The organism is Arthrobacter sp. NicSoilB4 (genome assembly GCF_019977335.1).
GTDB lineage: Bacteria > Actinomycetota > Actinomycetes > Actinomycetales > Micrococcaceae > Arthrobacter.
In genome coordinates this window covers 2,697,198-2,717,534 of sequence record NZ_AP024653.1, presented here as the reverse complement: position 1 = coordinate 2,717,534, position 20,337 = coordinate 2,697,198, and the positions used below count along the sequence as shown (strand labels likewise).

23 protein-coding genes, 1 other RNA gene and 1 riboswitch are annotated in these 20,337 nt (G+C 67.4%); of the genes, 13 read left to right on the top strand and 11 right to left on the bottom strand.

The features are described 5' to 3' along the window. The first annotated feature begins 353 nt into the window (after nt 1-353). The 13 genes from LDO13_RS12355 (at nt 354) to ssrA (ending at nt 10,672) form a co-directional block, all read left to right on the top strand. A complete protein-coding gene (locus LDO13_RS12355) occupies nt 354-1,577 on the top strand; it encodes an ATPase, T2SS/T4P/T4SS family (RefSeq protein ID WP_224047025.1) in 1,224 nt (407 codons plus the stop codon). Beyond that, the gene (locus tag LDO13_RS12350; protein ID WP_224047024.1) at nt 1,577-2,434 is read left to right on the top strand and encodes a type II secretion system F family protein; all 858 of its coding nucleotides are present in this window, start codon (nt 1,577-1,579) and stop codon (nt 2,432-2,434) included. The genes LDO13_RS12355 and LDO13_RS12350 overlap by 1 nt, the downstream gene beginning before the upstream one ends. Next, nucleotides 2,431-3,372 carry a type II secretion system F family protein gene (locus tag LDO13_RS12345; protein WP_224047023.1) on the top strand — a complete coding sequence of 314 codons (942 nt, stop codon included), beginning with the start codon at nt 2,431-2,433 and terminating at the stop codon, nt 3,370-3,372. Before LDO13_RS12350 ends, LDO13_RS12345 begins: the two co-directional genes overlap by 4 nt. A 73-nt stretch (nt 3,373-3,445) precedes the next feature. After that, entirely contained in the window at nt 3,446-3,703 is a 258-nt protein-coding gene (locus LDO13_RS12340) for a hypothetical protein (RefSeq protein ID WP_224047022.1), read from the top strand. Between the two features lie 3 nt (nt 3,704-3,706). Then, nucleotides 3,707-4,105 (top strand): TadE family protein, encoded by a 399-nt coding sequence (locus tag LDO13_RS12335; protein WP_224047021.1) that lies wholly within the window; start codon nt 3,707-3,709, stop codon nt 4,103-4,105. Then, a complete protein-coding gene (locus LDO13_RS12330; RefSeq protein WP_224047020.1) occupies nt 4,086-4,529 on the top strand; it encodes a hypothetical protein in 444 nt (147 codons plus the stop codon). Before LDO13_RS12335 ends, LDO13_RS12330 begins: the two co-directional genes overlap by 20 nt. Before the next feature lie 92 nt (nt 4,530-4,621). Beyond that, nucleotides 4,622-5,032 (top strand): pilus assembly protein TadG-related protein, encoded by a 411-nt coding sequence (locus LDO13_RS12325; RefSeq protein WP_224047019.1) that lies wholly within the window; start codon nt 4,622-4,624, stop codon nt 5,030-5,032. 76 nt (nt 5,033-5,108) lie between these two features. Continuing rightward, the gene (gene prfB / locus LDO13_RS12320) at nt 5,109-6,224 is read left to right on the top strand and encodes a peptide chain release factor 2 (protein WP_224047018.1); all 1,116 of its coding nucleotides are present in this window, start codon (nt 5,109-5,111) and stop codon (nt 6,222-6,224) included. A 225-nt stretch (nt 6,225-6,449) separates the two neighbouring features. Continuing rightward, nucleotides 6,450-7,253: a cell division ATP-binding protein FtsE gene (gene ftsE, locus LDO13_RS12315; protein WP_224047017.1), complete on the top strand. Its 804-nt coding sequence runs from the start codon at nt 6,450-6,452 to the stop codon at nt 7,251-7,253. Next, nucleotides 7,250-8,164, top strand: a complete 915-nt coding sequence (gene ftsX / locus LDO13_RS12310) for a permease-like cell division protein FtsX (RefSeq protein WP_224047016.1) — start codon at nt 7,250-7,252, stop codon at nt 8,162-8,164. The genes ftsE and ftsX overlap by 4 nt, the downstream gene beginning before the upstream one ends. 25 nt (nt 8,165-8,189) lie before the next feature. After that, nucleotides 8,190-9,593, top strand: a complete 1,404-nt coding sequence (locus LDO13_RS12305; protein WP_224047015.1) for a M23 family metallopeptidase — start codon at nt 8,190-8,192, stop codon at nt 9,591-9,593. Between the two features lie 124 nt (nt 9,594-9,717). Then, the gene (gene smpB, locus LDO13_RS12300) at nt 9,718-10,188 is read left to right on the top strand and encodes an SsrA-binding protein SmpB (protein ID WP_224047014.1); all 471 of its coding nucleotides are present in this window, start codon (nt 9,718-9,720) and stop codon (nt 10,186-10,188) included. A gap of 115 nt (nt 10,189-10,303) precedes the next feature. Next, nucleotides 10,304-10,672: a transfer-messenger RNA gene (gene ssrA, locus LDO13_RS12295) on the top strand. A gap of 141 nt (nt 10,673-10,813) precedes the next feature. On the opposite strand, the gene LDO13_RS18600 is transcribed toward ssrA, so the two are convergent. The 11 genes from LDO13_RS18600 to aroA all read right to left on the bottom strand — a co-directional run bounded on the left by LDO13_RS18600 (nt 10,814) and on the right by aroA (nt 20,334). Beyond that, nucleotides 10,814-10,948: a hypothetical protein gene (locus tag LDO13_RS18600; protein WP_263422131.1), complete on the bottom strand. Its 135-nt coding sequence runs from the start codon at nt 10,946-10,948 to the stop codon at nt 10,814-10,816. Between the two features lie 49 nt (nt 10,949-10,997). Further along, nucleotides 10,998-11,369, bottom strand: a complete 372-nt coding sequence (locus LDO13_RS12290; RefSeq protein ID WP_224047013.1) for a hypothetical protein — start codon at nt 11,367-11,369, stop codon at nt 10,998-11,000. Between the two features lie 62 nt (nt 11,370-11,431). Continuing rightward, nucleotides 11,432-11,806 (bottom strand): CrcB family protein, encoded by a 375-nt coding sequence (locus LDO13_RS12285; protein WP_224047012.1) that lies wholly within the window; start codon nt 11,804-11,806, stop codon nt 11,432-11,434. Then, on the bottom strand, nt 11,803-12,219 hold the full coding sequence (locus LDO13_RS12280) for a CrcB family protein (protein WP_224047011.1): 417 nt from the start codon (nt 12,217-12,219) through the stop codon (nt 11,803-11,805). The genes LDO13_RS12285 and LDO13_RS12280 overlap by 4 nt, the downstream gene beginning before the upstream one ends. Continuing rightward, the gene (locus LDO13_RS12275; protein ID WP_224047010.1) at nt 12,220-12,933 is read right to left on the bottom strand and encodes a metal-dependent transcriptional regulator; all 714 of its coding nucleotides are present in this window, start codon (nt 12,931-12,933) and stop codon (nt 12,220-12,222) included. Between the two features lie 16 nt (nt 12,934-12,949). Continuing rightward, on the bottom strand, nt 12,950-14,161 hold the full coding sequence (locus LDO13_RS12270) for an Nramp family divalent metal transporter (RefSeq protein ID WP_263422171.1): 1,212 nt from the start codon (nt 14,159-14,161) through the stop codon (nt 12,950-12,952). 231 nt (nt 14,162-14,392) lie between these two features. Continuing rightward, nucleotides 14,393-15,151, bottom strand: coding sequence for a class I SAM-dependent methyltransferase (locus tag LDO13_RS12265; protein ID WP_224047008.1), 759 nt, complete (start codon nt 15,149-15,151; stop codon nt 14,393-14,395). A gap of 90 nt (nt 15,152-15,241) precedes the next feature. After that, nucleotides 15,242-16,708: an aminotransferase class V-fold PLP-dependent enzyme gene (locus LDO13_RS12260; protein ID WP_224047007.1), complete on the bottom strand. Its 1,467-nt coding sequence runs from the start codon at nt 16,706-16,708 to the stop codon at nt 15,242-15,244. A gap of 34 nt (nt 16,709-16,742) precedes the next feature. After that, nucleotides 16,743-16,856: riboswitch (SAM riboswitch) on the bottom strand. A 107-nt stretch (nt 16,857-16,963) separates the two neighbouring features. Beyond that, the gene (hisN, locus tag LDO13_RS12255) at nt 16,964-17,776 is read right to left on the bottom strand and encodes a histidinol-phosphatase (RefSeq protein WP_224047006.1); all 813 of its coding nucleotides are present in this window, start codon (nt 17,774-17,776) and stop codon (nt 16,964-16,966) included. 55 nt (nt 17,777-17,831) lie between these two features. Continuing rightward, entirely contained in the window at nt 17,832-18,947 is a 1,116-nt protein-coding gene (locus LDO13_RS12250) for a ribosome small subunit-dependent GTPase A (RefSeq protein WP_224047005.1), read from the bottom strand. Continuing rightward, a complete protein-coding gene (aroA, locus tag LDO13_RS12245) occupies nt 18,931-20,334 on the bottom strand; it encodes a 3-phosphoshikimate 1-carboxyvinyltransferase (protein WP_224047004.1) in 1,404 nt (467 codons plus the stop codon). Before aroA ends, LDO13_RS12250 begins: the two co-directional genes overlap by 17 nt. Between the last annotated feature and the right edge of the window lie 3 nt (nt 20,335-20,337).

Genomic DNA, 20,337 nt, shown 5'->3' with positions numbered 1-20,337 from the left:
GGCTCCGGCCCGGCTGTGGAGGTGACTGTTGGGGGGAAGTAGGGTCCGCTTCATTTGCCGCTCCGGAACAATGACACGATGGTGGCCGCGTCATGATGGTCTCGCACCCGGGGGCTGAGCAATGCAAAGCTGTCCGGGATGTGAGAATGTCTGACTTGTCGCGCCCACCCTAACATCGCCTAATAGGGTGAACCAGAGTTTCTGGTGTGACTAGTGTGATAATTGTTATGAATGCGGATGGCGGTTTTCCACATGCAGCCCGGCTAGGCCTTGTTCTGGGACTCGGCCGCCTCTAGCTTTAACCCAATTGCAGCGCCCCGGGGACAGGGCAAGCAGTCATATTGGGGGCCATTGTGGAGGCTGTACGCATCGTCGAAGGCGAAGTCCGCGAGTTGATTCGCCGGCGCGGCCTCGACCCCACAACGCAGGCCGGCGAAGTCCGCCGTCTCGTCGAGGCAGCAGTCATGGATTACGACGAGCGCACCCTGCTTGGTCCCCTCCCGCCAATCGGCCCGCTGGAGACGGCCCGGAGATTCGTCTTCGACGCCGTGGCCGGGTTCGGAGCCCTGCAGCCCCTTCTCGACGACCCCGCCATCGAAGAAATCTGGCTCAACGCCCCGAACGAGATCTACGTGGCCCGGAACGGCGAATCGGAGCTGACCTCCGTCTCGCTCACAGACCAGCAGGTCCGGGACCTCGTGGAACGGATGCTCAAGAGTTCCGGGCGCCGGCTCGACATGTCGTCACCCTTTGTGGATGCCGCCCTTCCCGATGGTTCCCGCCTGCACGTTGTGATTCCCGACGTGACGAGGCGTCACTGGGCCATCAATATCCGTAAGTTCGTAGTGAAAGCGAGCCGCCTGGAGCATCTGGTGGAACTGGGCACGCTGACACCGCAGGCCGCCCGGTTCCTCGGCGCGGCCGTGGCCAGCGGCCTGAACATCCTGGTCTCCGGCGCAACGCAGGCGGGCAAGACCACAATGCTCAACTGCCTCGCCGCGAGCATTGGAACCCGCGAGCGCGTCATCACCGTGGAGGAGATCTTCGAACTGCAGTTTCCGCTGCGGGACGTCGTGGGGCTGCAGTGCCGGCAGCCCAACCTGGAAGGTGAAGGCGAAATCCCTATGCGCCGGCTGGTCAAGGAGGCCCTGCGCATGCGCCCCGACCGGCTGGTGGTGGGCGAGGTCCGCGAGGCCGAGAGCCTGGACATGCTGATCGCTTTGAACTCTGGTTTGCCAGGCATGTGCACGGTCCACGCAAATTCGTCGCACGACGCGGTCACCAAGATCTGCACCCTCCCGTTGCTGGCAGGCGAGAACATCTCAAGCGCCTTCGTGGTTCCGACCGTCGCTTCGTGCATCGACCTCGTGGTGCACTGTGCCCGGCATGCCAGCGGACGCAGAGAGGTGACAGAGATCCTGTCGTTGGGCCGGAGAGTGGAAAACGGCATCATCGAGTCCTCGATGGTCTTCGCGCTGGCGGACGGACAATTGCAGCCCAGGGCCAACTCGATGCCCGCAGCCGAGAAATTCGCCCGATCCGGCTACGACGTCGCGGCTCTGCTGGAACCGCGCTGATGGCAGCGCTTCTCGGCATGCTCGCCGGTGCCGGACTCCTGCTGATCTGGTGGTCTGCCTGGGAACAACCCAAAGTTGCAGGCGCCGGTCCTCGCAAGGCCAAGCGTCTGGAGGATCTGCTGCGGACCGCAGGAATAGAAAAAGTCAGCGGCTCCGGACTGCTGGCAAGCTGCCTCGGCGTCGGAGCCTTCACAACGCTCGTCTTCTTTGCAGTGACCAGGTCCTGGCCGATCGCGGGCTGCTTTGGCCTGTTTGGCGGCTGGCTGCCCATGGCTATCGTGAAATGGCGCGCGCGGAAGCGCGCCGCCGTGCTGCGCCAACTCTGGCCCGACGTCGTCGACCACTTGCGGTCGGCGATCCGTGCCGGCCTGTCGCTGCCGGAAGCCCTCATCCAACTGGGCGACAAGGGCCCGGAGGAACTCCGTCAGGTGTTCCGGGAATTTGGCTCTGACTATCGTGCGGGCGGGCAGTTTGATCCTTCCCTGACCAGGCTCAAGGACCGGCTGGCGGATCCCGTGGCCGACCGGATCGTCGAGGCCCTCCGGTTGACGAGGGAGGTGGGCGGCTCCGATCTCGGCCGCTTGTTGGGCACTCTGGCGGAGTTTCTGCGGGAGAGCGCGCGCACCAGAAACGAACTGGAGGCCCGTCAGTCCTGGACCGTCAACGCCGCCCGGCTTGCGGTGGCAGCGCCCTGGATCGTCCTGGTGCTGCTGGCAAGCAGGCCCGAAGCGGTGGCCGCCTACAACACTCCCGTCGGGGCCGCCGTCCTGCTTGGCGGGCTGGCGGTCTCCCTGGTCTCCTATGCCGTCATGCTGCGCATTGGTGCGCTCCCGGCAGATGAGAGGGTGCTCAGGTGACCGGGCTGACCGCGGCGGCAGTGGCCTGCGGAGTTGTCCTTGGCAGCGGTTTCTGGTTGTTGATGGTCAGGCTGCCGTTCATGCGCCCGGCGACGTTTGCGGAACGCATTGCCCCTCAGCTCAAGTCCCACAATCTGGAATCACGGCTCCTGCGGACGGTGCCGGGAAACAGCACCCCGTTCGGACCCCTGGAACGGATTCTGCGTCCGGCTCTCGGCGACGCTGTGACGTGGCTGGGGAGGCTCAACCGCGGTTCCTCGGCGTTGGACCGACGTCTGGCCAGGGCAGGAAGTGCCAAATCGCCGGCCGATTTCCGGGCCGGGCAGCTTCTCTGGGGCGCGGCTGGATTTGTCGCTGCTGCCGGAGCAGTCGTTCTATTCGGCGTGGCCGGGCGGTTCAGCCCCCTCCTGGCCGTCGTGCTGGTGCTTGGCGGCGCGGCCGGCGGTTTTATGTTGCGGGATTACCTGCTGGGCGCCCAGATCAGGAAGCGCGAAGCGCGCATAATGGCGGAGTTCCCCAGCATTGCCGAGCTCATGGCGCTCGCGGTCAGTGCGGGTGAGAGCGCCACGGGCGCACTGGACAGAGTGTGCCGCAGCGCCCGGGGAGAGTTGTCGAAGGACTTCACCCGCGTCCTGGCCGAGACCCGGGCAGGGAAGCCGCTCGTGGAAGCGCTGCAGGAGTTCTCGTCACGGACTGAGCTCGGCCCATTGCTCCGCTTCGTGGACGGGCTGATCGTCGCGGTCGAACGGGGAACGCCTCTCGCGGAGGTGCTGAGGGCACAGGCCCAGGACGTCCGGGACACGGCAAAGCGGGACTTGATGGAGTCCGCCGGAAAGAAGGAAATCGCAATGATGATTCCCGTGGTCTTCGGCGTCCTGCCGCTGACGGTCTTGTTCGCCGTCTACCCCGGCCTGGCAGCGATCAGCATCGGTCTGTAGACCCGTTGGGCATTCACGGGCCACCGCCCCAGAGCAGGAAAAGACAACCGAACCACCGACAAAGGGGAGAACGTTGAAACAGATCCCAAACCGCATGGCGCTGTGGCTGTGCAGCATCAACCTCGTGCCCGGACTGGCCAGATTTCCCAGGGCGCACGAATCCACGGGACCGCGAGCTGAACAGCCCGGCGATCACCGCGAGCGGGGCGATGTGCCGGGCTGGGTGATGATCACCTTGATGTCGGCCGTCCTCGTTGCCGCGCTCCTGGCGCTCGCCGGCCCGGCCCTGGAAGGACTGTTTAACCAGGCCATGGACAAGGTGGGGCAGTAGCACGTGCGACTGCCCGGCAGCGGCTGGGGCAGAACCGACGAACGGGGCTCGGCGGTCGTGGACTTCGTTCTCGTGGGCGGGCTGCTGACGCTGTTCTTCCTCGCCATCGTCCAGCTCACCCTGATCCTCCATGTCCGGAACACGCTGATTGACGCAGCGGCCTCCGGCGCCCGGTACGGGACCCTCGCGGACCGCGGCGCCGAAGATGCCAAGGACCGGACCGCGCAGCTGATCGGGGTTGCGCTTAACCAGGAGTTCGCCACGGACGTGACCGCGGGCGAAGCCGCATACCACGGCGTCCGGACCCTGGAGGTCACCGTCCGCGCGCCGCTGCCCGTGATCGGGCTGATCGGACCCCGCGCGGTCCTGGAGGTGAAGGGGCATGCGGCCATCCAGCCCTAGCGGCGGCGGCTGTGCCGAACGGGGAAGCGCCGTCGTCGAATTCACGTTCCTGTCACTGCTGCTGATGGTGCCGCTGGTCTACTTCATCATCACCATGAGCCAGCTCCAGGGCGGCTCCTTCGCGGTGGTCGGCGCCGCTGACCAGGCCGCCAAGGTCTTCGTCGCCCAGCCCGACGCCGCGGGCGGCCGGGCCGCCGCCGAGCAGGCCGTTCTGCTGGCGCTCGCCGACCATGGGCACTCTGCGGCGGAGGCCCGCGTCGAGACGAGTTGTGCCCCGGCAGACTGCATGGCCGCGGGCTCGGCCGTGACGGTCACGGTGCACCTCACGGTGCCGTTGCCGTTCGTCCCATTCAGCGAGGCACTGGATCTGAACGCGGGACAGCTCAGCGCCTCCGCCACACAACTGGTGGGCCGCTTCCGATGAGCCGGCCCCGACAGCAGCGCTTATGCCGGCGTCCGCGGCAAGGACCGAACGGGGATCCCCTCGGGGCCCGGAACAACGACGACGGGCAACTGATGGTGCTGATCATCGGTTTCGTGCTGCTCGCCCTGCTGCTGGCCACCGTCGTCACCGCCGCCTCGAGCGTTTATATCGAGCACAAGAAGCTCCTTTCGCTGGCTGACGGAGCATCAGTGGCAGCGGCGGACAGTTTCACACTCGGACAGCTTGAGACCGCGGGCGGCACCCCCACCGCCGTCCTGACCGGCGCCCGCGTGCGCGGCGCTGCGGTCGACTTCCTCGACCGCAGCAGCGCCTTCACCCGGTTCAGCAGCCTCAGCATCGGGGCAAGAACAGGCAGCCCGGACGGCTCCACCGCCGTCGTGGTGCTCAGCGCCGCCGTCCACCCGCCGGTGGTCAATTTCCTGGTCCCCGATGGCATCAGGATCGAAGCGAGTTCGACGGCGCGCTCCCGGCTTTCGCGCTGACACCGCGCTCGCGTCCCGCGGGGCCGTACCGACCAAGTCCGGGCGGCTCGCATGGATAGCGTAGGCTTAAAAAACCATGGCAAACATTGATTTTCCCGCAGAAATCCGCGCCCTGCGCGCCACCTACGCCTCCATCGAGAACGTTTCGAATGTCGAGGCGCTGAAGGAAGACATCGCCGAGCTCAGCGAACGGGCCGGCGAACCCAATCTGTGGGACGATCCCGCGGCTGCCCAGGTGATTACGTCGCGGCTCTCGCACCGACAGTCCGAACTGGCCCGCCTGAACTCCCTCACCGCGCGCATCGACGACCTGGAAGTCCTGGTGGAGCTGGGCCAGGACGAGGACGACGCCGACTCCATGGGGGAGGCTGCCGCGGAGCTGGAATCGATCCGGAAAGCCCTGAAGGACCTCGAGGTCGTAACCTTGCTGTCCGGCGAGTTCGACGAGCGCGAAGCGGTCGTCACCATCCGGGCCGGCGCCGGGGGAGTGGACGCCGCGGACTTCGCCGAAATGCTGATGCGGATGTACCTGCGCTGGGCCGAACGCCACGGCTACCCGACCACCATCATGGACACCTCCTATGCAGAGGAAGCCGGGCTGAAGTCCGCTACCTTCGAGGTCAAGGCCCCTTACGCCTACGGCACGCTCAGCGTCGAGGCCGGCACACACCGCCTAGTCCGGATCAGCCCGTTCGACAACCAGGGCCGCCGCCAGACCTCGTTCGCCGCCGTCGAAGTCATCCCGCTGATCGAGCAGACGGACTCCATCGACATCCCGGACAACGAGATCCGCGTCGACGTCTTCCGTTCCTCGGGCCCGGGCGGCCAGTCCGTCAACACCACGGACTCCGCCGTGCGCCTGACCCACATCCCCACCGGCACCGTCGTGTCCATGCAGAACGAGAAGTCCCAGCTGCAGAACCGTGCGGCCGCCCTCCGCGTGCTGCAGTCCCGGCTGCTGCTATTGAAGAAGGAAGAGGAGAACGCCGAGAAGAAGGCGTTCGCCGGCGACGTCAAGGCCTCGTGGGGCGACCAGATGCGCTCCTACGTCCTGAACCCCTACCAGATGGTCAAAGACCTCCGCACCGAACACGAAGTCGGCAACACGTCGGCCGTGTTCGACGGCGAGATCGACGACTTCATCGACGCCGGCATCCGCTGGCGGACGGACAACCGCAACGCGGACAAATAAGCGCGGACAAGTAACGGCACGCAGGCAGCCCCATCCGCCTCTTGTGTCACACCCGCCCCTCGGGGCTAATCCTGCGACACGCCCCCGCACTCAGCCGGATCCGCGGGGGCCCGTGCGTATAGTCGAGAAGCCGGAGCTCTACTTCCCCCAATAGAAAGCCCGCGCGCCGGCAGCAGAACTGGTCCGTACCCGTACCCGTCCACGTCCTGCAGGGTTCTTAGGGCCATGATCCGTTTCGAAAATGTCACCAAGGTCTATGACCAGAAGGCGCGACCCGCGCTGGATTCGATCAACCTTGAGATCGACCGGGGCGAATTCGCCTTCCTCGTCGGAGCCTCGGGTTCCGGCAAGTCGACGTTCCTGCGCCTCGTCCTCAAAGAGGACCGCGCCTCCTCTGGAGCCGTCTACGTGGCCGGCCAGAACGTCGCGAACATCTCCAGCTGGCGCGTGCCCAGGCTCCGCCGCGGGATCGGCGTCGTGTTCCAGGACTTCCGCCTGCTGCCGCAGAAAACCGTGTTCGCCAACGTCGCTTTCGCCATGCAGGTCATCGGCAAAAGCCGCAGCGTCATCCGCGACACCGTGCCGGAGGTCCTCAAAACCGTCGGCCTTGAAGGCAAGGAAAACCGCCTCCCGCACGAGCTCTCCGGCGGTGAGCAGCAGCGCGTGGCGATCGCCCGCGCCGTCGTCAACCGCCCCGGCATCCTGCTCGCGGATGAGCCCACCGGCAACCTGGACCCCACCACCTCCATGGGCATCATGGGCGTCCTCGACAAGATCAACCAGAACGGCACCACCGTGGTCATGGCCACGCACGACGACGACATCGTCAACGAGATGCGCAAACGCGTCGTCGAACTCCGCAACGGCGTCATCATCCGGGACGAGGCCAAGGCCCTCTACACGTCCATGATTCCGGTCGTGGGCCAGTCGCGCAGGCTGCGGGATGCCAGCGGCAGGGATCCCCAGTCCGCCGCCCCGGCAGCCACCACCCGCGCTGAAGCCCGCGCCGCAGGGGAGGGCCAGCTGTGAGGCTCCAATTCGTTCTCGCCGAGATCGGCAGCGGCCTGCGCCGCAACCTGTCCATGGTGGTCTCGGTCATCCTGGTGACGTTCGTGTCACTGACTTTCGTCGGCGCCGCCGGCATGTTGCAGCTGCAGATCAACCAGATGAAGGGCTACTGGTACGACAAAGTCCAGGTGGCCATCTTCCTCTGCAGTGACGGTTCGACGGCGGCCGGCTGCGCCACCGGCCCTGCCACCCCGGAGCAGCAGGAGAACCTGCGCAAAGTCCTGGAGTCGCCCGCGGTGGCCCAGTACGTCAACGACTTCCAGTTTGAGTCCAAGGACGACGCCTACAAGCACTTCAAGGAACAGTTCTCCAATTCCCCGATCGTCGACTCCGTGACGCCGGACCAGCTTCCGGCCTCCTTCCGGATCAACATGAAGGACCCGGAAAAGTACCAGATCATCAGCGAGACCTTTTCCTCGCAGGCCGGTGTTGAAACCGTGATCGACCAGCGCCAGCTGCTGGAGCGGCTCTTCTCCGTTATGAACGCGGCCTCCCTTGTGGCCGTGAGCGTCGCCGGCGTGATGATCATCTGCGCCATCCTGCTCATCGCCACCACCATCCGGCTTTCGGCCTTCAGCCGGCGCCGGGAAACGGGGATCATGCGCCTGGTCGGAGCGTCGAAGATGGTGATCCAGCTGCCGTTCATCCTCGAGGGCGTGATTGCCGCCGTGATTGGCGCTGCGCTGGCGTCGGGAACGCTGTGGGCCGTGGCGCACTTCTTCCTCGGCGGCTATCTGTCCAGGCAGTACCCCGACACTGCCTTCATCTCCGCAGGTCAGACGCTGATTCTGGCGCCGGCGCTGATCGGTCTCGGGATTTTGCTCGCAGGGGTATCATCACTCCTGACTCTCCGTCGATACTTGAGGGTCTAGGGTGCGTAACGAAAAGGGAATGTCCATGACACCGATGCACCGAGCCCCCGCGAAGCCGGGGCCGGCCCGGCTCCGCATGGCCGGTCGCCGCAGCCGCTTCATCAGCGCCGCCCTGGCTCTGGTCCTGGCGGCCAGCATGGGCGCGTCGACCCCAGTGGCATTCGCTGACAACCTTGAGGACCAGCAGGCTGCCCTCCGCGAGGAAGCTGCGCGGGTGCAGCATTCCCTGGAATTCGTGGACTCCCGGATCGCCCAGGCCGCCTCGGACCTCGTCCTGTACCAGGGACAGCTCCCCGGTGCCCAGCAGGCGCTGCTGGAAGCCCAAGGCCGCGTCGCGAGCGCGGTCAAGGAAGCCGAGGCCCTCGCCGCCCGCGTGGACCTGGCGCAGCAGAACAAGGCCAAGATCACCCAGCAGCTCGAGACGGACCAGCAGAAAATAGCCGACACGAAGAAGCTGATCGGCCAGATCGCCACCCAGGCCTACAAGTCCGGCGGTGTGCCCTCCAACCTCTCGTTATTCTTCGGCTCCAACAACGGCGGCAGCCTCACGGACACGATCGACCTCGCCGACCAGGCGATGCGCAGCCAGAACTCCGCGATGGACAAACTCACCCAGCAGAACGCGACCAACGTCAACTCCCAGGCCCGGCTCGAGGCAGTGGAGGCCGAGATCAAGGACCTCAAGGCCAAGGCCGACGCCGCACTGGCCCGCGAGCAGGCAGCCCGTGACGAGGCGGAGGCCCAGAAGGCCCAGGTCGATAAACTCATCGCCGACACCACGCGGCTCGACGCCGAACTCCAGGCCGCCAAGCCGGGAATCCAGACCCAACTCGCCCAGGTCAAGGCCCAGCAGGACGCTGTAGCGGCTGAAATCGCCGAACGCGACCGCAAGCTGCGCGAAGCCTGGGAAGCCGAGCAGCGCCGCATCGCGGAGGCAGCCGCAGCTGCGGCCCGCGCCCAGGGCCAGGCCAAGCCCCCGTACGTGCCCGCCCCGCCAGGAAACCCGTCCGCCTTCGGGCTGCGGAGCCCCTTTAACGGCGTCCCCATCAGCTCGGGCTTCGGGTGGCGGGCGACGCCGCCGGGCACGATCGATTTCTATGGCCAGGGCGGCTACATGCACACCGGCATCGACTTTGCCGCGGCGTGCGGCACCCCCGTCTACGCAGCAGCGGCAGGCACCGTGTTTTCGGCCGGATGGGCCAACGACGGCGGCGGCAACAACGTGAAGATCTCCCACGGTGTGGTGCAGGGCAACTCCCTGACAACGATTTACTACCACAACGTCAGCGTGGCAGTATCGCCTGGGCAGCAGGTCAGCCAGGGACAGCTGATCGCCTACTCGGGAACCACGGGCAACTCGACCGGCTGCCACTCGCACTTCGAGACCTGGCTCAACAGCCGGGCCGTTGACCCGATGAACCTGCTCTGATCCGCCCGGAGCGGAAGCACCCCGGGCGGACTGCGGCTCTGCCGTAAACTGGAGGAAGCCCGCTCTGTCCCGGTCCCACACCGATCCGGTGTGGGGCCCATCCATCGATCCAAGGAGTTCTACCGTGCCGAAAGAAAGTGGCCGTAAGGTAGTGGCCACCAACCGCAAGGCCCGGCACGACTACCTCATCCTCGACACCTACGAGGCCGGAATCGCCCTCATGGGCACTGAAGTGAAGTCCCTCCGTGAAGGACACGCCTCCATGGTGGACGGCTTCTGCACGTTCTACAACGACGAGCTCTGGATGGAGGGCATCCACATCCCCGAATACCACCAGGGGAGCTGGACCAACCACGCCGCACGCCGCCGTCGGAAGCTGCTGCTGCACCGGGACGAACTCACCAAGATCTCGCACAAAATCCGCGAATCGGGCTTCACGATCGTCCCGCTTCAGCTGTACTTCGTGGACGGCAGGGCAAAGGTTGAGATCGGCGTCGCCCGCGGTAAGAAGGAATACGACAAGCGCCAGACGCTGCGCGAGCAGCAGGACAAGCGTGAGGCCCTGCGTGTCATGCGCGAGCGGAACCGGCGCTGACGAACCGCCGGGGCGGACGGGAATGAAACCGGTGGGCCTTGCGTTATGATTGGTAGTCCGGGAAGGATCCGCAGGATCCGGAACGGGTTAACAAAGTTAGTTGATAACAAAATACGGGGATGATCGGTTTCGACGATGTTAGTCGCGACAGGTGAAGCGGGCCGAGGATGCAGAATTATCTCGTAAACGCTGTCTGCAAACCAATAAGTGCCGAATCAAAACGCACTGACTTCGCTCTCGCTGCCTAAGCAGTAAGACAGTCCGTCAGCCCGAGGTTGCTATTGCCCCGGATCCTGGCGTCATTTAGATAGCCACTGCTGTTTACCTCCGTCATCGGGGTGAACGGGACTCTTAGATGACTGGGCCCGGATCGGCCAGCTGTTTGCAGCATGGCCGGGGCCGAGAAAATCCGACGCAAACTGCGCCCGGAGAAGCCCTGACAACACGACATCGGACGGGGGTTCAATTCCCCCCATCTCCACCATCGGAGCCCCGGAAACGGTGTTCCACCCCGTAGAGTCCCACACAAAAGGCCGGAAGCTTCAGCTTCCGGCCTTTTGCATTGCCCGGTTGTCGTTGGCAGAAGCGGCGGCCCGGCAGGCGGGCGGCGCTCATTCGAGTGCGTTCAGCGCTTCTTGATGTGGGCAACGGGGTCCGAGTGCGTCTCTGCGACGTTCTTGGACTTCTTCTCGGCCCGTTTTTCCTTGATGGTTTTCACGGGCTTCTTGACCGCGCTCCGGTGCGGCGTTTTGTCAGGCATGTGGGCGCTCCCTAACAGCAGGGGGCCGGGATGGCCCCGTGGTACTAAGTTACGCCTCAGGTACCGTAACGTCCACGATGCCGACGAACCGGCTGCCCACACCCTCATACTCGCTGCGGACCAGCCCGGCGGCGACGCCGGGGACCTCATAGGGAGCGTGGTGCGCGCAGCACACATAGGTGAAATCCGGCCACCACTTCTTCGGCCGGGCTGCCTCGGAGAATCCGCAGACCGCGCACGTCAGCTGGACCCAGACCGGGCGTTTGCCGGTCCGGTTGGCTTTGGACTGCACCAGCCACGCCGGCGGGTTGTCCAGGAGTTCGCCGAGCTCGGCGTCGCTGAGCCGGGGCGGGATACCGTGACGGTGGGCCATTTCCAGCGGAATGTCGAGGATCTGGGCTGCAACACGAAGGGTAACCATCCTTCAACGATACGGGATGGGGGAGCCCCCGAATCGCCCCCGAAGGGCCGGCGTTACGCCCGTCACAGGCCGTTGACGCCCAGCCCGAGCGCTGCTGCGGCAAGGCCGGCGATCAGGTTGGCGGCAATGTTGGCGGCGGCTGCGCGGTATCTCGTCTCGCTCACCAGCCGCACCGTGGCGGTGGTCCAGGAACTGAAGGTGGTCAGGCCGCCCGCGAGTCCGGTCGCGAGACCGGACTGCCACTCGGGCGACAGCGCCAGCTGGCCGGTCAGCCCCATGGCCGCGCCGATGATGAAGGAGCCCACCACATTGACCGCGAATGTCGCCCACGGCCAGTGCGGATGGCGCCCCGGGTGGTGCGCAAACCAGGAATCGACGGCGAAACGCAGCAAGGCGCCCGCGACGCCGAAAACCCCCACCAGCGCAGCCGTCATCATGATGCCCCGCCGCTGAGGTCGGCCAGGGCCTTGCCGGTCTTCCATCCGGCGGCTGCGGCACCGAGTCCCAGGACGAGGGAGAGCCCCAGGTAGGCCAGCCAGCTGGCATGGAAGCCGCCGCGGAACAGCTGGTCAATGGAGAACACCACCGCTGAAAAAGTCGTGAACGAACCCAGCAGCCCGGGGCCGAGGCCCGCCCGCAGCCAGAAGGCGGTTTTCGGCCGTGCGATCCAGACCGTGGTGAGGGCCGCGAGGACAAAACTTCCAACGACGTTGATCACCAGGGTGGTCCACGGGACACTCCCCGCCGCCTCCGGGAACACCACGCCGGCCCCGTAGCGCAGCTCCGTTCCGACCAGGCCGCCGACGGCGACGGCGAACCACGCGCGCCAGTCCGGCAGAGCAGTCCGCATTCAGCGCCGTTCGAGGCTGCAGCCGGGATGGGCCGCGTCGCTGTGGACCCAGAGCGCGGCGGCGACTTCCTCGGCGAGGTCGAACTCGCGCCGGTCCCCGCCGGTGCCGATGCGCACCACGAGCGCGCCGCCGAACGGCTTCCGGCCCAGAACCTCGACGTCGGCGTCCAGCGTGATCTCCTCGGCGGACAGGTAGCGCAGCAGCTCGGGGTTTTCGTCGCTGATGCGCGTGATCAGGCCGGTGTGACCGTCGTCGAGTTCGCTCATCCGGTGGGCCGCGGGCATCTGCACGGAGCCGTCCGCGGCGGGGATCGGATCGCCGTGGGGATCCCGCACCGGGTTCCCGAGCTTCGCTGCCATCCGGTCGATGAAAGTGTCGGAGACGGCGTGTTCCAGGAGTTCGGCTTCGTCGTGGACCTCGTCCCAGCGGTAGCCGAGCTCCCTGACGAGGAAAGTCTCGATGAGGCGGTGACGCCGGACCATCGACAGCGCCAGCCGGACGCCGTCGGCCGTGAGTGTGATGGCGCTGTAGGGCTGGTGGTCCACCAGGCCCTGGTCCTTGAGCTTGCGGACCATCTCGGAGACCGAGGAGTTCGCGACGCCAAGGCGCTGGGCCAGCTGAGTGGAGGTGATGGGTTTGTCCTGCCACTCCGTAAAGGAGTAGATGACCTTGACGTAGTCCTCGATCGAGGAGGATGGCAGGCTGGTCTTCACACCGTCCAGCCTACCGTCAGGCGGCGCCGGAGAAGGTGAGCCACAGCAGGACGAGGTTGAGTGCGACCACCAGGATCACGGCGGTGACGGCGGCAATGCGGAGTGCCATTCCGTCCGCGAAGCGGCCCATCAAGGCCTTGTTGCTGGTCAGGACAACCAGCGGGACGAGGACGAAGGGGATGCCGAAGCTCAGGACGACCTGGCTGAGGACCAGGCCCCAGGTGGGATCGACGCCGATGCTCAGCAGCACTACGGCGGGAATGAGGGTGACGACGCGGCGCGTCATCAGCGGGATCCGGATCTTGAGCAGGCCCTGCATGATGGATCCGCCGGCGTAGCAGCCCACGGAGGTTGATGCCAGGCCGGAGGCGAGCAGGCCGACGGCGAAGATGACGCCGACGATGGGACCCAGGTTGGCGGTGATCGCCGCATGGGCGCCCTCGATGGTGTCCGTTCCCTCTTCGCCGCCCAGCGTGGAGGCGGCCAGCAGCAGCATCCCGATGTTCACGATCCCGGCAATGGCCAGGGCCGCCACGACGTCCCAGCGGGTCGCCTTGACGAGGCGCGCAAGCGCCGGTGCGGGGACGTGGAGATGCGGGTCCGGGCGGTGCCGGTCCCTGGACAGGGCCGAATGGACGTAGATGGCGTGCGGCATCACCGTGGCGCCCAGCATGCTGGCGGCCAGCAGCACGGTGTCCGGACCCTGGAAGCCCGGTATCAGTCCGGCCGCGACCCCCGCAGGGTCCGGCGGGCTGATGAAAAGGCCCGCCAGGAATCCGATCGTGATGATGCCCAGCAGGAAGATGATGATGAACTCGAAGGGCCGCTGCCGGTTCCGGGCCTGGACTGCCAGCAGGACCATGGAGACACCGCCGACGATCACGGCACCAAGCGGGAGCGGCAGCCCGAAAAGGAGGTAGAGCGCTATCGCCCCGCCGACCACTTCGGCCAGGTCGGTGGCGGCGGCCACGATCTCGGCCTGGACCCAGAATGCGCGGCGCCAGAAGGGCTTGAGCCGCTCGCCGAGGATCTCGGGCAGGCTTTTCCCGGTGACGATCCCGAGCTTGGCGGACTGGTACTGGACCAGCACGGCCATGATGTTGGCGGCCACCAGGACCCAGACCAGAAGGTAGCCGTACTGTGCGCCGGCCGTGAGGTTTGCCGCAACGTTGCCGGGGTCCACGTAGGCGATCGCGGCGACGAACGCCGGGCCCAAAAGGCCGATCATGGCGCGGCGGCCGCCCGGTTTCCGCCGCGCGGGCGCTTCGTGTCCTGTAACTTCCAGCACGGCGGGCTCCCCTGGGTAAGTGCGTCTCAACGACGCTGCCGGTGGCGGCGGGCTCGGGCCCGCCCCATAGTTTGCAGTTGCCTATAAACAATTATTAGGCATGCCGAAACCATAGGCCAGCGTGCGGGGCCGGGGCAATGCAGCCCGGCCAAACCACGGGCCCTGCCCCGGTCACGCCCGGACGGCCCGCCAGCTCTGTGTCAGATAGGGAAGCGGCAGCACCTCTAGGGGGTCGTGGCCCAGATGCTCGTGCAGGTACCAGTCGAGGTTGCCCAGCACCTTGGCCCGGACCGCTTCGCTGGCCGCCAGGTAGTAGCTGCGGGACTTCGTCAGCTCCATGATGTCGGCGGTGCGCACCGGATCCTCCCAGCGGGTCAGGTGACTCTCCAGTCCCGTGAATTCCGGCCCTAGCGGCGGCTTGAAGTGGGGTTTGTGGACGTCGCCGGCATGCATGATGCGCGAGAGCCGGTGCACCCAGGGAACGGAGGTGTCCAGCTGGTTCCAGACCAGCCCCAGGACACCATGGGGGCGGAGGATCCTGGCGATCTCCGTGCTGGCCAGGACGGGATCGCACCAGTGCCACGCCTGGGCGACAGTCACGAGGTCGAACGCCTCCGAGGGCAGGCCCGTGTGCTCTGCGGTGCCCTCGACGGCGGTTACGCCCGGGAGTGTTCTGCGCAGCTGCTCCAGCATGTCGGCGGACGGGTCCACAGCCACAGTGTGCAGGCCGCGCACGGCCAGCAGCGCCGTAAATTTCCCGGTTCCTGCGCCCAGGTCCGCGGCGTCCATCGCCCCGGCGGGAATCAGCCAGTCGGCCGAATCGTCGGGGTAGCCGGGGCGCACGCGTTCGTAGTGCTCCCCGCCGTGCTGGAAGCTCTGACCGAGCTCCTGGCGCCGTTCCCGGTGCAGTTTGGGGCCACCGCGTGCCACGTGCGATCTCCTTCGGCAGGTCCGGATGGGTACCTTCCGAATTTACCGCACGCGGCAGGGGCCGCGGTGCCTCGTCGTTTTCCCGCCCAGTCAGTCCTGGGTGCAGGGGGCCGCGCCGGCAGTGCCGGGTGTGTTCGGCGCCCAGTGCGGGTAGCTGCGCGTGTCGTTGGACGGAACCCAACGTCCGGCGTCCACCACATAGTCCCAGCCGAGGCCGGTCCGGCGCAGCTCCTGGATTCCGGCGAGCAGCCGCTGGGCGTCCTCCAGCCGGGAACCCACGCCGAAGCTTGCCCGCAACGAGCCGGACGGCAGCCCGAGCCGCCGGAGCAGGGGGTGCGCGCAGAACCGTCCGTCACGCAGCCCGAGGCCGTGTTCGGCCGACAGGTACGCAGCGACCAGGCCCGCGTCGTACCCTTCGAGGGAGAAATTGACGACGCCGATCGTGCCCGTGCCCGCCCCGTTCCCCGGTTCACTGCCCGCCGGCACACCGAAGGAAGCGCTGTCCGAGAAGATCTGGTGGACCGTCACTCCGTCGATCCGGGCGAGGCCCTCGACGAGGAAAGACCGGATGGCGTTTTCGTGTGCGTGCCACTGGTCCACGTCCAGGTCGGCGATCACCTGGGTGGCCCGGGCCAGGGTGGCGGCCCCAAGGACATTGGGCGAGCCGCCTTCATGCCGGGCGGGACCGGTGGTCCAGCTCACCGTGTCGATCCGGGCGTCCTGCACGGCTCCGCCGCCGGCCAGGTGCGGTGTGCCGGCGTCGAGCCAGTCGGGACGGCCCACCAGCACGCCGGCGCCGAAGGGCGCGTAGAGCTTGTGCCCCGAGAAGGCGAGGTAGTCGACGTCGTCCGCGGTGATGTCGATCCGCCGGTGCGGGGCGAGCTGGGCTGCGTCGACGACGATCCGGGCCCCGTATTCGTGGGCAAGCGCGGCCAGGGCACGGATCGGCAGGATCTCACCGGTGACGTTGGAGGCGCCGGTGACGGCGAGCAGGCTGACGCCGCCGTGGGCGAGTTCCCCGCGGAGCAGTTCCAGGGTGGCGGCGAGCGTCGGGGCGGCGATGACGTTCCGGTGCGGCACCCGCTGCCAGGGCAGGAGGTTTGCGTGGTGTTCGATGTCGAGATAGAGCACCTCGCCGGTGTGCACGCCGTCGACGGCCGGCAGGCAGCCGGCCAGCAGGTTCAGGGAATCGGTGGTGTTCCGGGTGAAGATCACCGCATCGTCCGGGCGGCCGCCCACGAAATCGCGGACAATGGTGCGGGAGTTCTCGTAAACCGAGGTGCTGATCTGGGAGGCGTAGCCGGCGCCGCGGTGGACGCTGGCGTAGAACGGCAGGATTTCGTTGAGATAGGCCGAGACCACGGACAGTGCGGGCGCCGAGGCACCGTAGTCCAGGTTGGCGTAGCGGACGTGGCCGCCCTGGATGAGCGGCGCCTGGATCTCGGCGCCGGTCACCGCGGCCAGCGGGCGGCGGCCGGCGGCGAACCGCGCATCGGGACGGCCCTGGCCGGCGTCGGCGTGGAGTTCGGGGGTGGCAGGGAATGTGGCAGTCGTCATGGGACCTCGATCGAAAAGGACCCCACATGCCGGGGATCCGCGCTTGCCGGGTCCGTTCCGGACCGGCCAGGTCGTCACCCGGGGCACCCCGCCGCGAATGGAGGGTTGCCGGCCAGCAAACCGGGGTTTCGCGCTGGCACTCGTGACCTGGTTCGAGCGTAGGCCATGCCTGCTGCCGCAGAAAAGGCAGGGAAGGAATATGAAGAGCTTTGTTACGCGGCGTCGTCCGGACCGGCCGGACGACGCCGGATGTTGCTAGAGCAGGTCGTCCAGGCCCGGGTTGAGCCGCTTCAGGACCTCGGAGTGCAGGATGGAGTTGGTGGCGAGGGCGTTGCCGCCGAAGGGGCCGTCTTCGCCTTCGAGGGACGTGAAGCGCCCGCCTGCCTCGGTGACGATGGGTACCAGCGCGGCCATGTCGTAGAGATTCAGTTCGGGCTCGCAGGCGATGTCGACGGCGCCTTCGGCCACGAGGCAGTAGGACCAGAAGTCACCGTAGGCGCGGGTGCGCCAGACTTCCTCGGTGAGGCCGAGGAACTCGTCGAGGTTGCCGCGCTGCTTCCAGCCGCCCAGGCTGGAGTAGGACAGGGAGGCGTCCGAGAGTTCCGAGACGTTGGACACCCGGAGCCGGGTAGCGGCGGCCAGCGAACGGCCCATGTATGCTCCGGCGCCCTTGGCGGCCCACCAGCGCTTGCCCAGGGCGGGTGCGCTCACGACGCCGACCACCGGCTCGCCTTCGTCGACGAGGGCGATCAGCGTGGCCCAGACGGGGACGCCGCGGACGAAGTTCTTGGTCCCGTCAATCGGGTCGATGATCCAGCGGCGGGAGCCGTGGCCGGAGCTGCCGAATTCCTCGCCGAGCACGGCGTCGCGCGGACGGGACCGCGACAGCTGGCCGCGGATGGCTTCTTCGGCTGACTTGTCGGCGTCGGTCACCGGCGTCAGGTCCGGCTTCGTCTCGATCCGAAGGTCGAGCGCCTTGAAGCGGCTCATGGTCTGGGAATCTACGGAATCTGCCAGTACATGGGCAAGGCGCAGGTCATCGTTGTAGCTCGAAGCGGGTTGACTCATGGTTCCAAACTACCGCCAAAGCGTGCGGGGGAGCGGTAGGCGGCACCGCAGCCGGCTACGAGACGGTGCCCAGTTCCTTGACGTCCTGCGCTTCCATCCGCGGGTCCGTGCCCAGCAGGCGGCGGAGCGAGGCGAGCCGGGCCGGGCCGGATTCGCCCGCGTGGCCGGCGGCCACCCAGGCGTCCACCCCGCAGTTGACCGCGCTGGAATCGTGCTTGCAGCCCCGCTCGCAGTCGTCGGTGCCGGGCTCGAGGTCCGGGAAGGACCGCAGGATCCGGTCCGGGTCCACATGGGCCAGGCCGAAGGATCGGATGCCCGGGGTGTCGATGATCCAGCTGCCCGCCGGGGCATCGTTGACCTTCAGGGCCAGGGCGGAGGAGGACGTGTGCCGGCCGCGTCCGGTGACGGCGTTGACGCCGCCGGTGGCGCGCTCGGCGCCGGTCAGGGCATTGACCATGGTGGATTTGCCGACGCCGGAATGGCCCAGCATGACGGTGACCTTCCCGTCGAGATGGGCGCGCAGCTCGGAGACGGCGTCCTTGTCCAGCCGGGCGGACAGCCCGTCGTCCGAGCGGGCGTCGATGCCGGACGCCGCGGAATCCGCCGTCTTGGAGATGATCACGGGGAAATCAAGGTGCTGGTAGTTGGAGAGGAGTTCCGCGGGGTCCTTGACGTCGGCCTTGGTGACGAGCAGCAGCGGCTCGATGCCGGCGTCGTACGCGGCGACGAGGGCGCGGTCGATGAAGCCGGTCCTCGGCTCGGGGTTGGCGGCCGCCACGACGATCACCAATGTGTCGGCATTGGCGACGACGGCGCGCTCGATCGGGTCCGTGTCGTCGGCGCTGCGCCGCAGCAGGGTCCTGCGGTCCTGGATCTTGACCAGCCGCGCCAGCGTGTCCGGTTCGCCGCTGACATCGCCGACGAGTGAGACGAAGTCGCCGGCCACCACGGGGTTGCGCCGCAGCTCCCGGGCGCGGGCGGCGATGATCTTGCGTTCTTCGGGTGAGCCTTCGGCGACGACGGCGGTGTAGCGGCCGCGGTCAACGGTGATGATCCGCCCGGTCACGGCGTCGTCGTAGGCGGGCCGGTCCTTGGTGCGGGGCCGGGTGCCCTTCTTGTTGGGGCGGATCCGGACGTCGGATTCGTCCCAGGAATCAGTGCTGCGTGCCACCGGCGGAGTCCTTCTCTGCAGTGGTTCGCTGCGCCAGCATGGCTTCCCAGAGCTGCGGGAAGTCCGGCATGGTCTTGGCCGTGGTCGCGATGTCCTCGACCTCGACGCCGGGCACGGCCAGGCCCAGGATGGCACCAGCGGTGGCCATGCGGTGGTCGGCATAGCTGTGGACGACGCCGCCGTGCAGCGGCGCGGGGCGGATGACGAGGCCGTCGGCGGTCTCCTCGGCATCGCCGCCCAGGCGGTTGATCTCGGCCACGAGGGCGGCGAGCCGGTCGGTTTCGTGCCCGCGGAGGTGGGCGATTCCGGTCAGCCGTGAGGGTCCGGAGGCGAGGGCGCACAGTGCGGCGACCGTCGGGGCGAGTTCGCTGGTCTCGTCGAAGTCCGCACCCGTGATCTCGGGTCCGCCGGTGACGGTCAGGGTGCCGTCCGTCAGCGTCACGTTCGCGCCCATGGCGGTCAGGATTCCGCGCCAGAGGTCGCCGACCTGCGTGGTCTCTGCAGGCCAGTTGGGGATCCGCACCGTCCCGCGGGTGGCCAGGGCCGCCGCGAGGAACGGTCCGGCGTTGGAGAGGTCCTGTTCGATCCGCTGGTCAAAGGCCCGGATCGGACCGGGGGAGACAACCCAGTGGTTCGGCACGGAGTCATCAACCGCCACGCCGACGCCGCGCAGCACGGCCACGGTCATGTTGATGTGGTCCAGGCTCGGCACGGGCTTGCCCGGGTTTTTGGTGCTGCGGTGCTCCAGATGGAGGCCTTCGGCGAAGCGGGCGCCGGCCAGCAGCAGCGCGGAGACAAACTGGGACGAGGCGCTGGCATCGATCACGAGGTGCCCGCCGCGGACTTCACCCGTGCCCCGGACGGTGAACGGCAGCGACGACGCCGTTCCGCCGTCGGGCGCGCTGACGGCGACGCCAAGGCCGGCCAGGGCCTCGATGATGGTGCCCATGGGGCGCTTGCGCGCATGCGGATCGCCGTCGAACAGTGACACTCCCCGGCGCAGGGCCGCGACGGGCGGCACGAAGCGCATGACCGTCCCGGCCAGGCCGCAGTCGATCACGGTGTCCGCAGCGGCAACGCCGGGGGTGATGGGGGTGATTTCCAGGTCCGGGCCGAAGTCGCCGTCGCCGGGAACCTCCACGATGCTGGCCCCCAACTGGCGCAGCGCCTCGATCATGAGGGCAGAGTCCCGGGAGTGCAGGGGAGCGCGCAACCGGGAGGGCCCGTCGGCGAGGGCCGCCAGCACGAGGTACCGGTTGGTCAGGGACTTCGATCCCGGCACAGTGACCGTCGCGTCAACGGGCCGTTCGGCGAAGGGCGCCCGCCACAGCGGAGCGGTCCCGGCCGGAAGGGGGTGGGCAGCGGCGGTGGGGGTGGTGCCTGTCATTGC

Excerpts from the sequence above, each read along its gene's own strand:
- LDO13_RS12350 (WP_224047024.1), top strand. The coding sequence starts at position 1,577 with ATGGCAGCGCTTCTCGGCATGCTCGCCGGTGCCGGACTCCTGCTGATC.
- LDO13_RS12330 (WP_224047020.1), top strand. The coding sequence starts at position 4,086 with ATGCGGCCATCCAGCCCTAGCGGCGGCGGCTGTGCCGAACGGGGAAGC.
- LDO13_RS12325 (WP_224047019.1), top strand. The coding sequence starts at position 4,622 with ATGGTGCTGATCATCGGTTTCGTGCTGCTCGCCCTGCTGCTGGCCACC.
- prfB (WP_224047018.1), top strand. The coding sequence starts at position 5,109 with ATGGCAAACATTGATTTTCCCGCAGAAATCCGCGCCCTGCGCGCCACC.
- ftsE (WP_224047017.1), top strand. The coding sequence starts at position 6,450 with ATGATCCGTTTCGAAAATGTCACCAAGGTCTATGACCAGAAGGCGCGA.
- LDO13_RS12305 (WP_224047015.1), top strand. The coding sequence starts at position 8,190 with ATGACACCGATGCACCGAGCCCCCGCGAAGCCGGGGCCGGCCCGGCTC.
- LDO13_RS18600 (WP_263422131.1), bottom strand. The coding sequence starts at position 10,948 with ATGCCTGACAAAACGCCGCACCGGAGCGCGGTCAAGAAGCCCGTGAAA.
- LDO13_RS12290 (WP_224047013.1), bottom strand. The coding sequence starts at position 11,369 with ATGGTTACCCTTCGTGTTGCAGCCCAGATCCTCGACATTCCGCTGGAA.
- LDO13_RS12285 (WP_224047012.1), bottom strand. The coding sequence starts at position 11,806 with ATGATGACGGCTGCGCTGGTGGGGGTTTTCGGCGTCGCGGGCGCCTTG.
- LDO13_RS12280 (WP_224047011.1), bottom strand. The coding sequence starts at position 12,219 with ATGCGGACTGCTCTGCCGGACTGGCGCGCGTGGTTCGCCGTCGCCGTC.
- LDO13_RS12270 (WP_263422171.1), bottom strand. The coding sequence starts at position 14,161 with ATGATCGGCCTTTTGGGCCCGGCGTTCGTCGCCGCGATCGCCTACGTG.
- LDO13_RS12260 (WP_224047007.1), bottom strand. The coding sequence starts at position 16,708 with ATGACGACTGCCACATTCCCTGCCACCCCCGAACTCCACGCCGACGCC.
- hisN (WP_224047006.1), bottom strand. The coding sequence starts at position 17,776 with ATGAGTCAACCCGCTTCGAGCTACAACGATGACCTGCGCCTTGCCCAT.
- aroA (WP_224047004.1), bottom strand. The coding sequence starts at position 20,334 with ATGACAGGCACCACCCCCACCGCCGCTGCCCACCCCCTTCCGGCCGGG.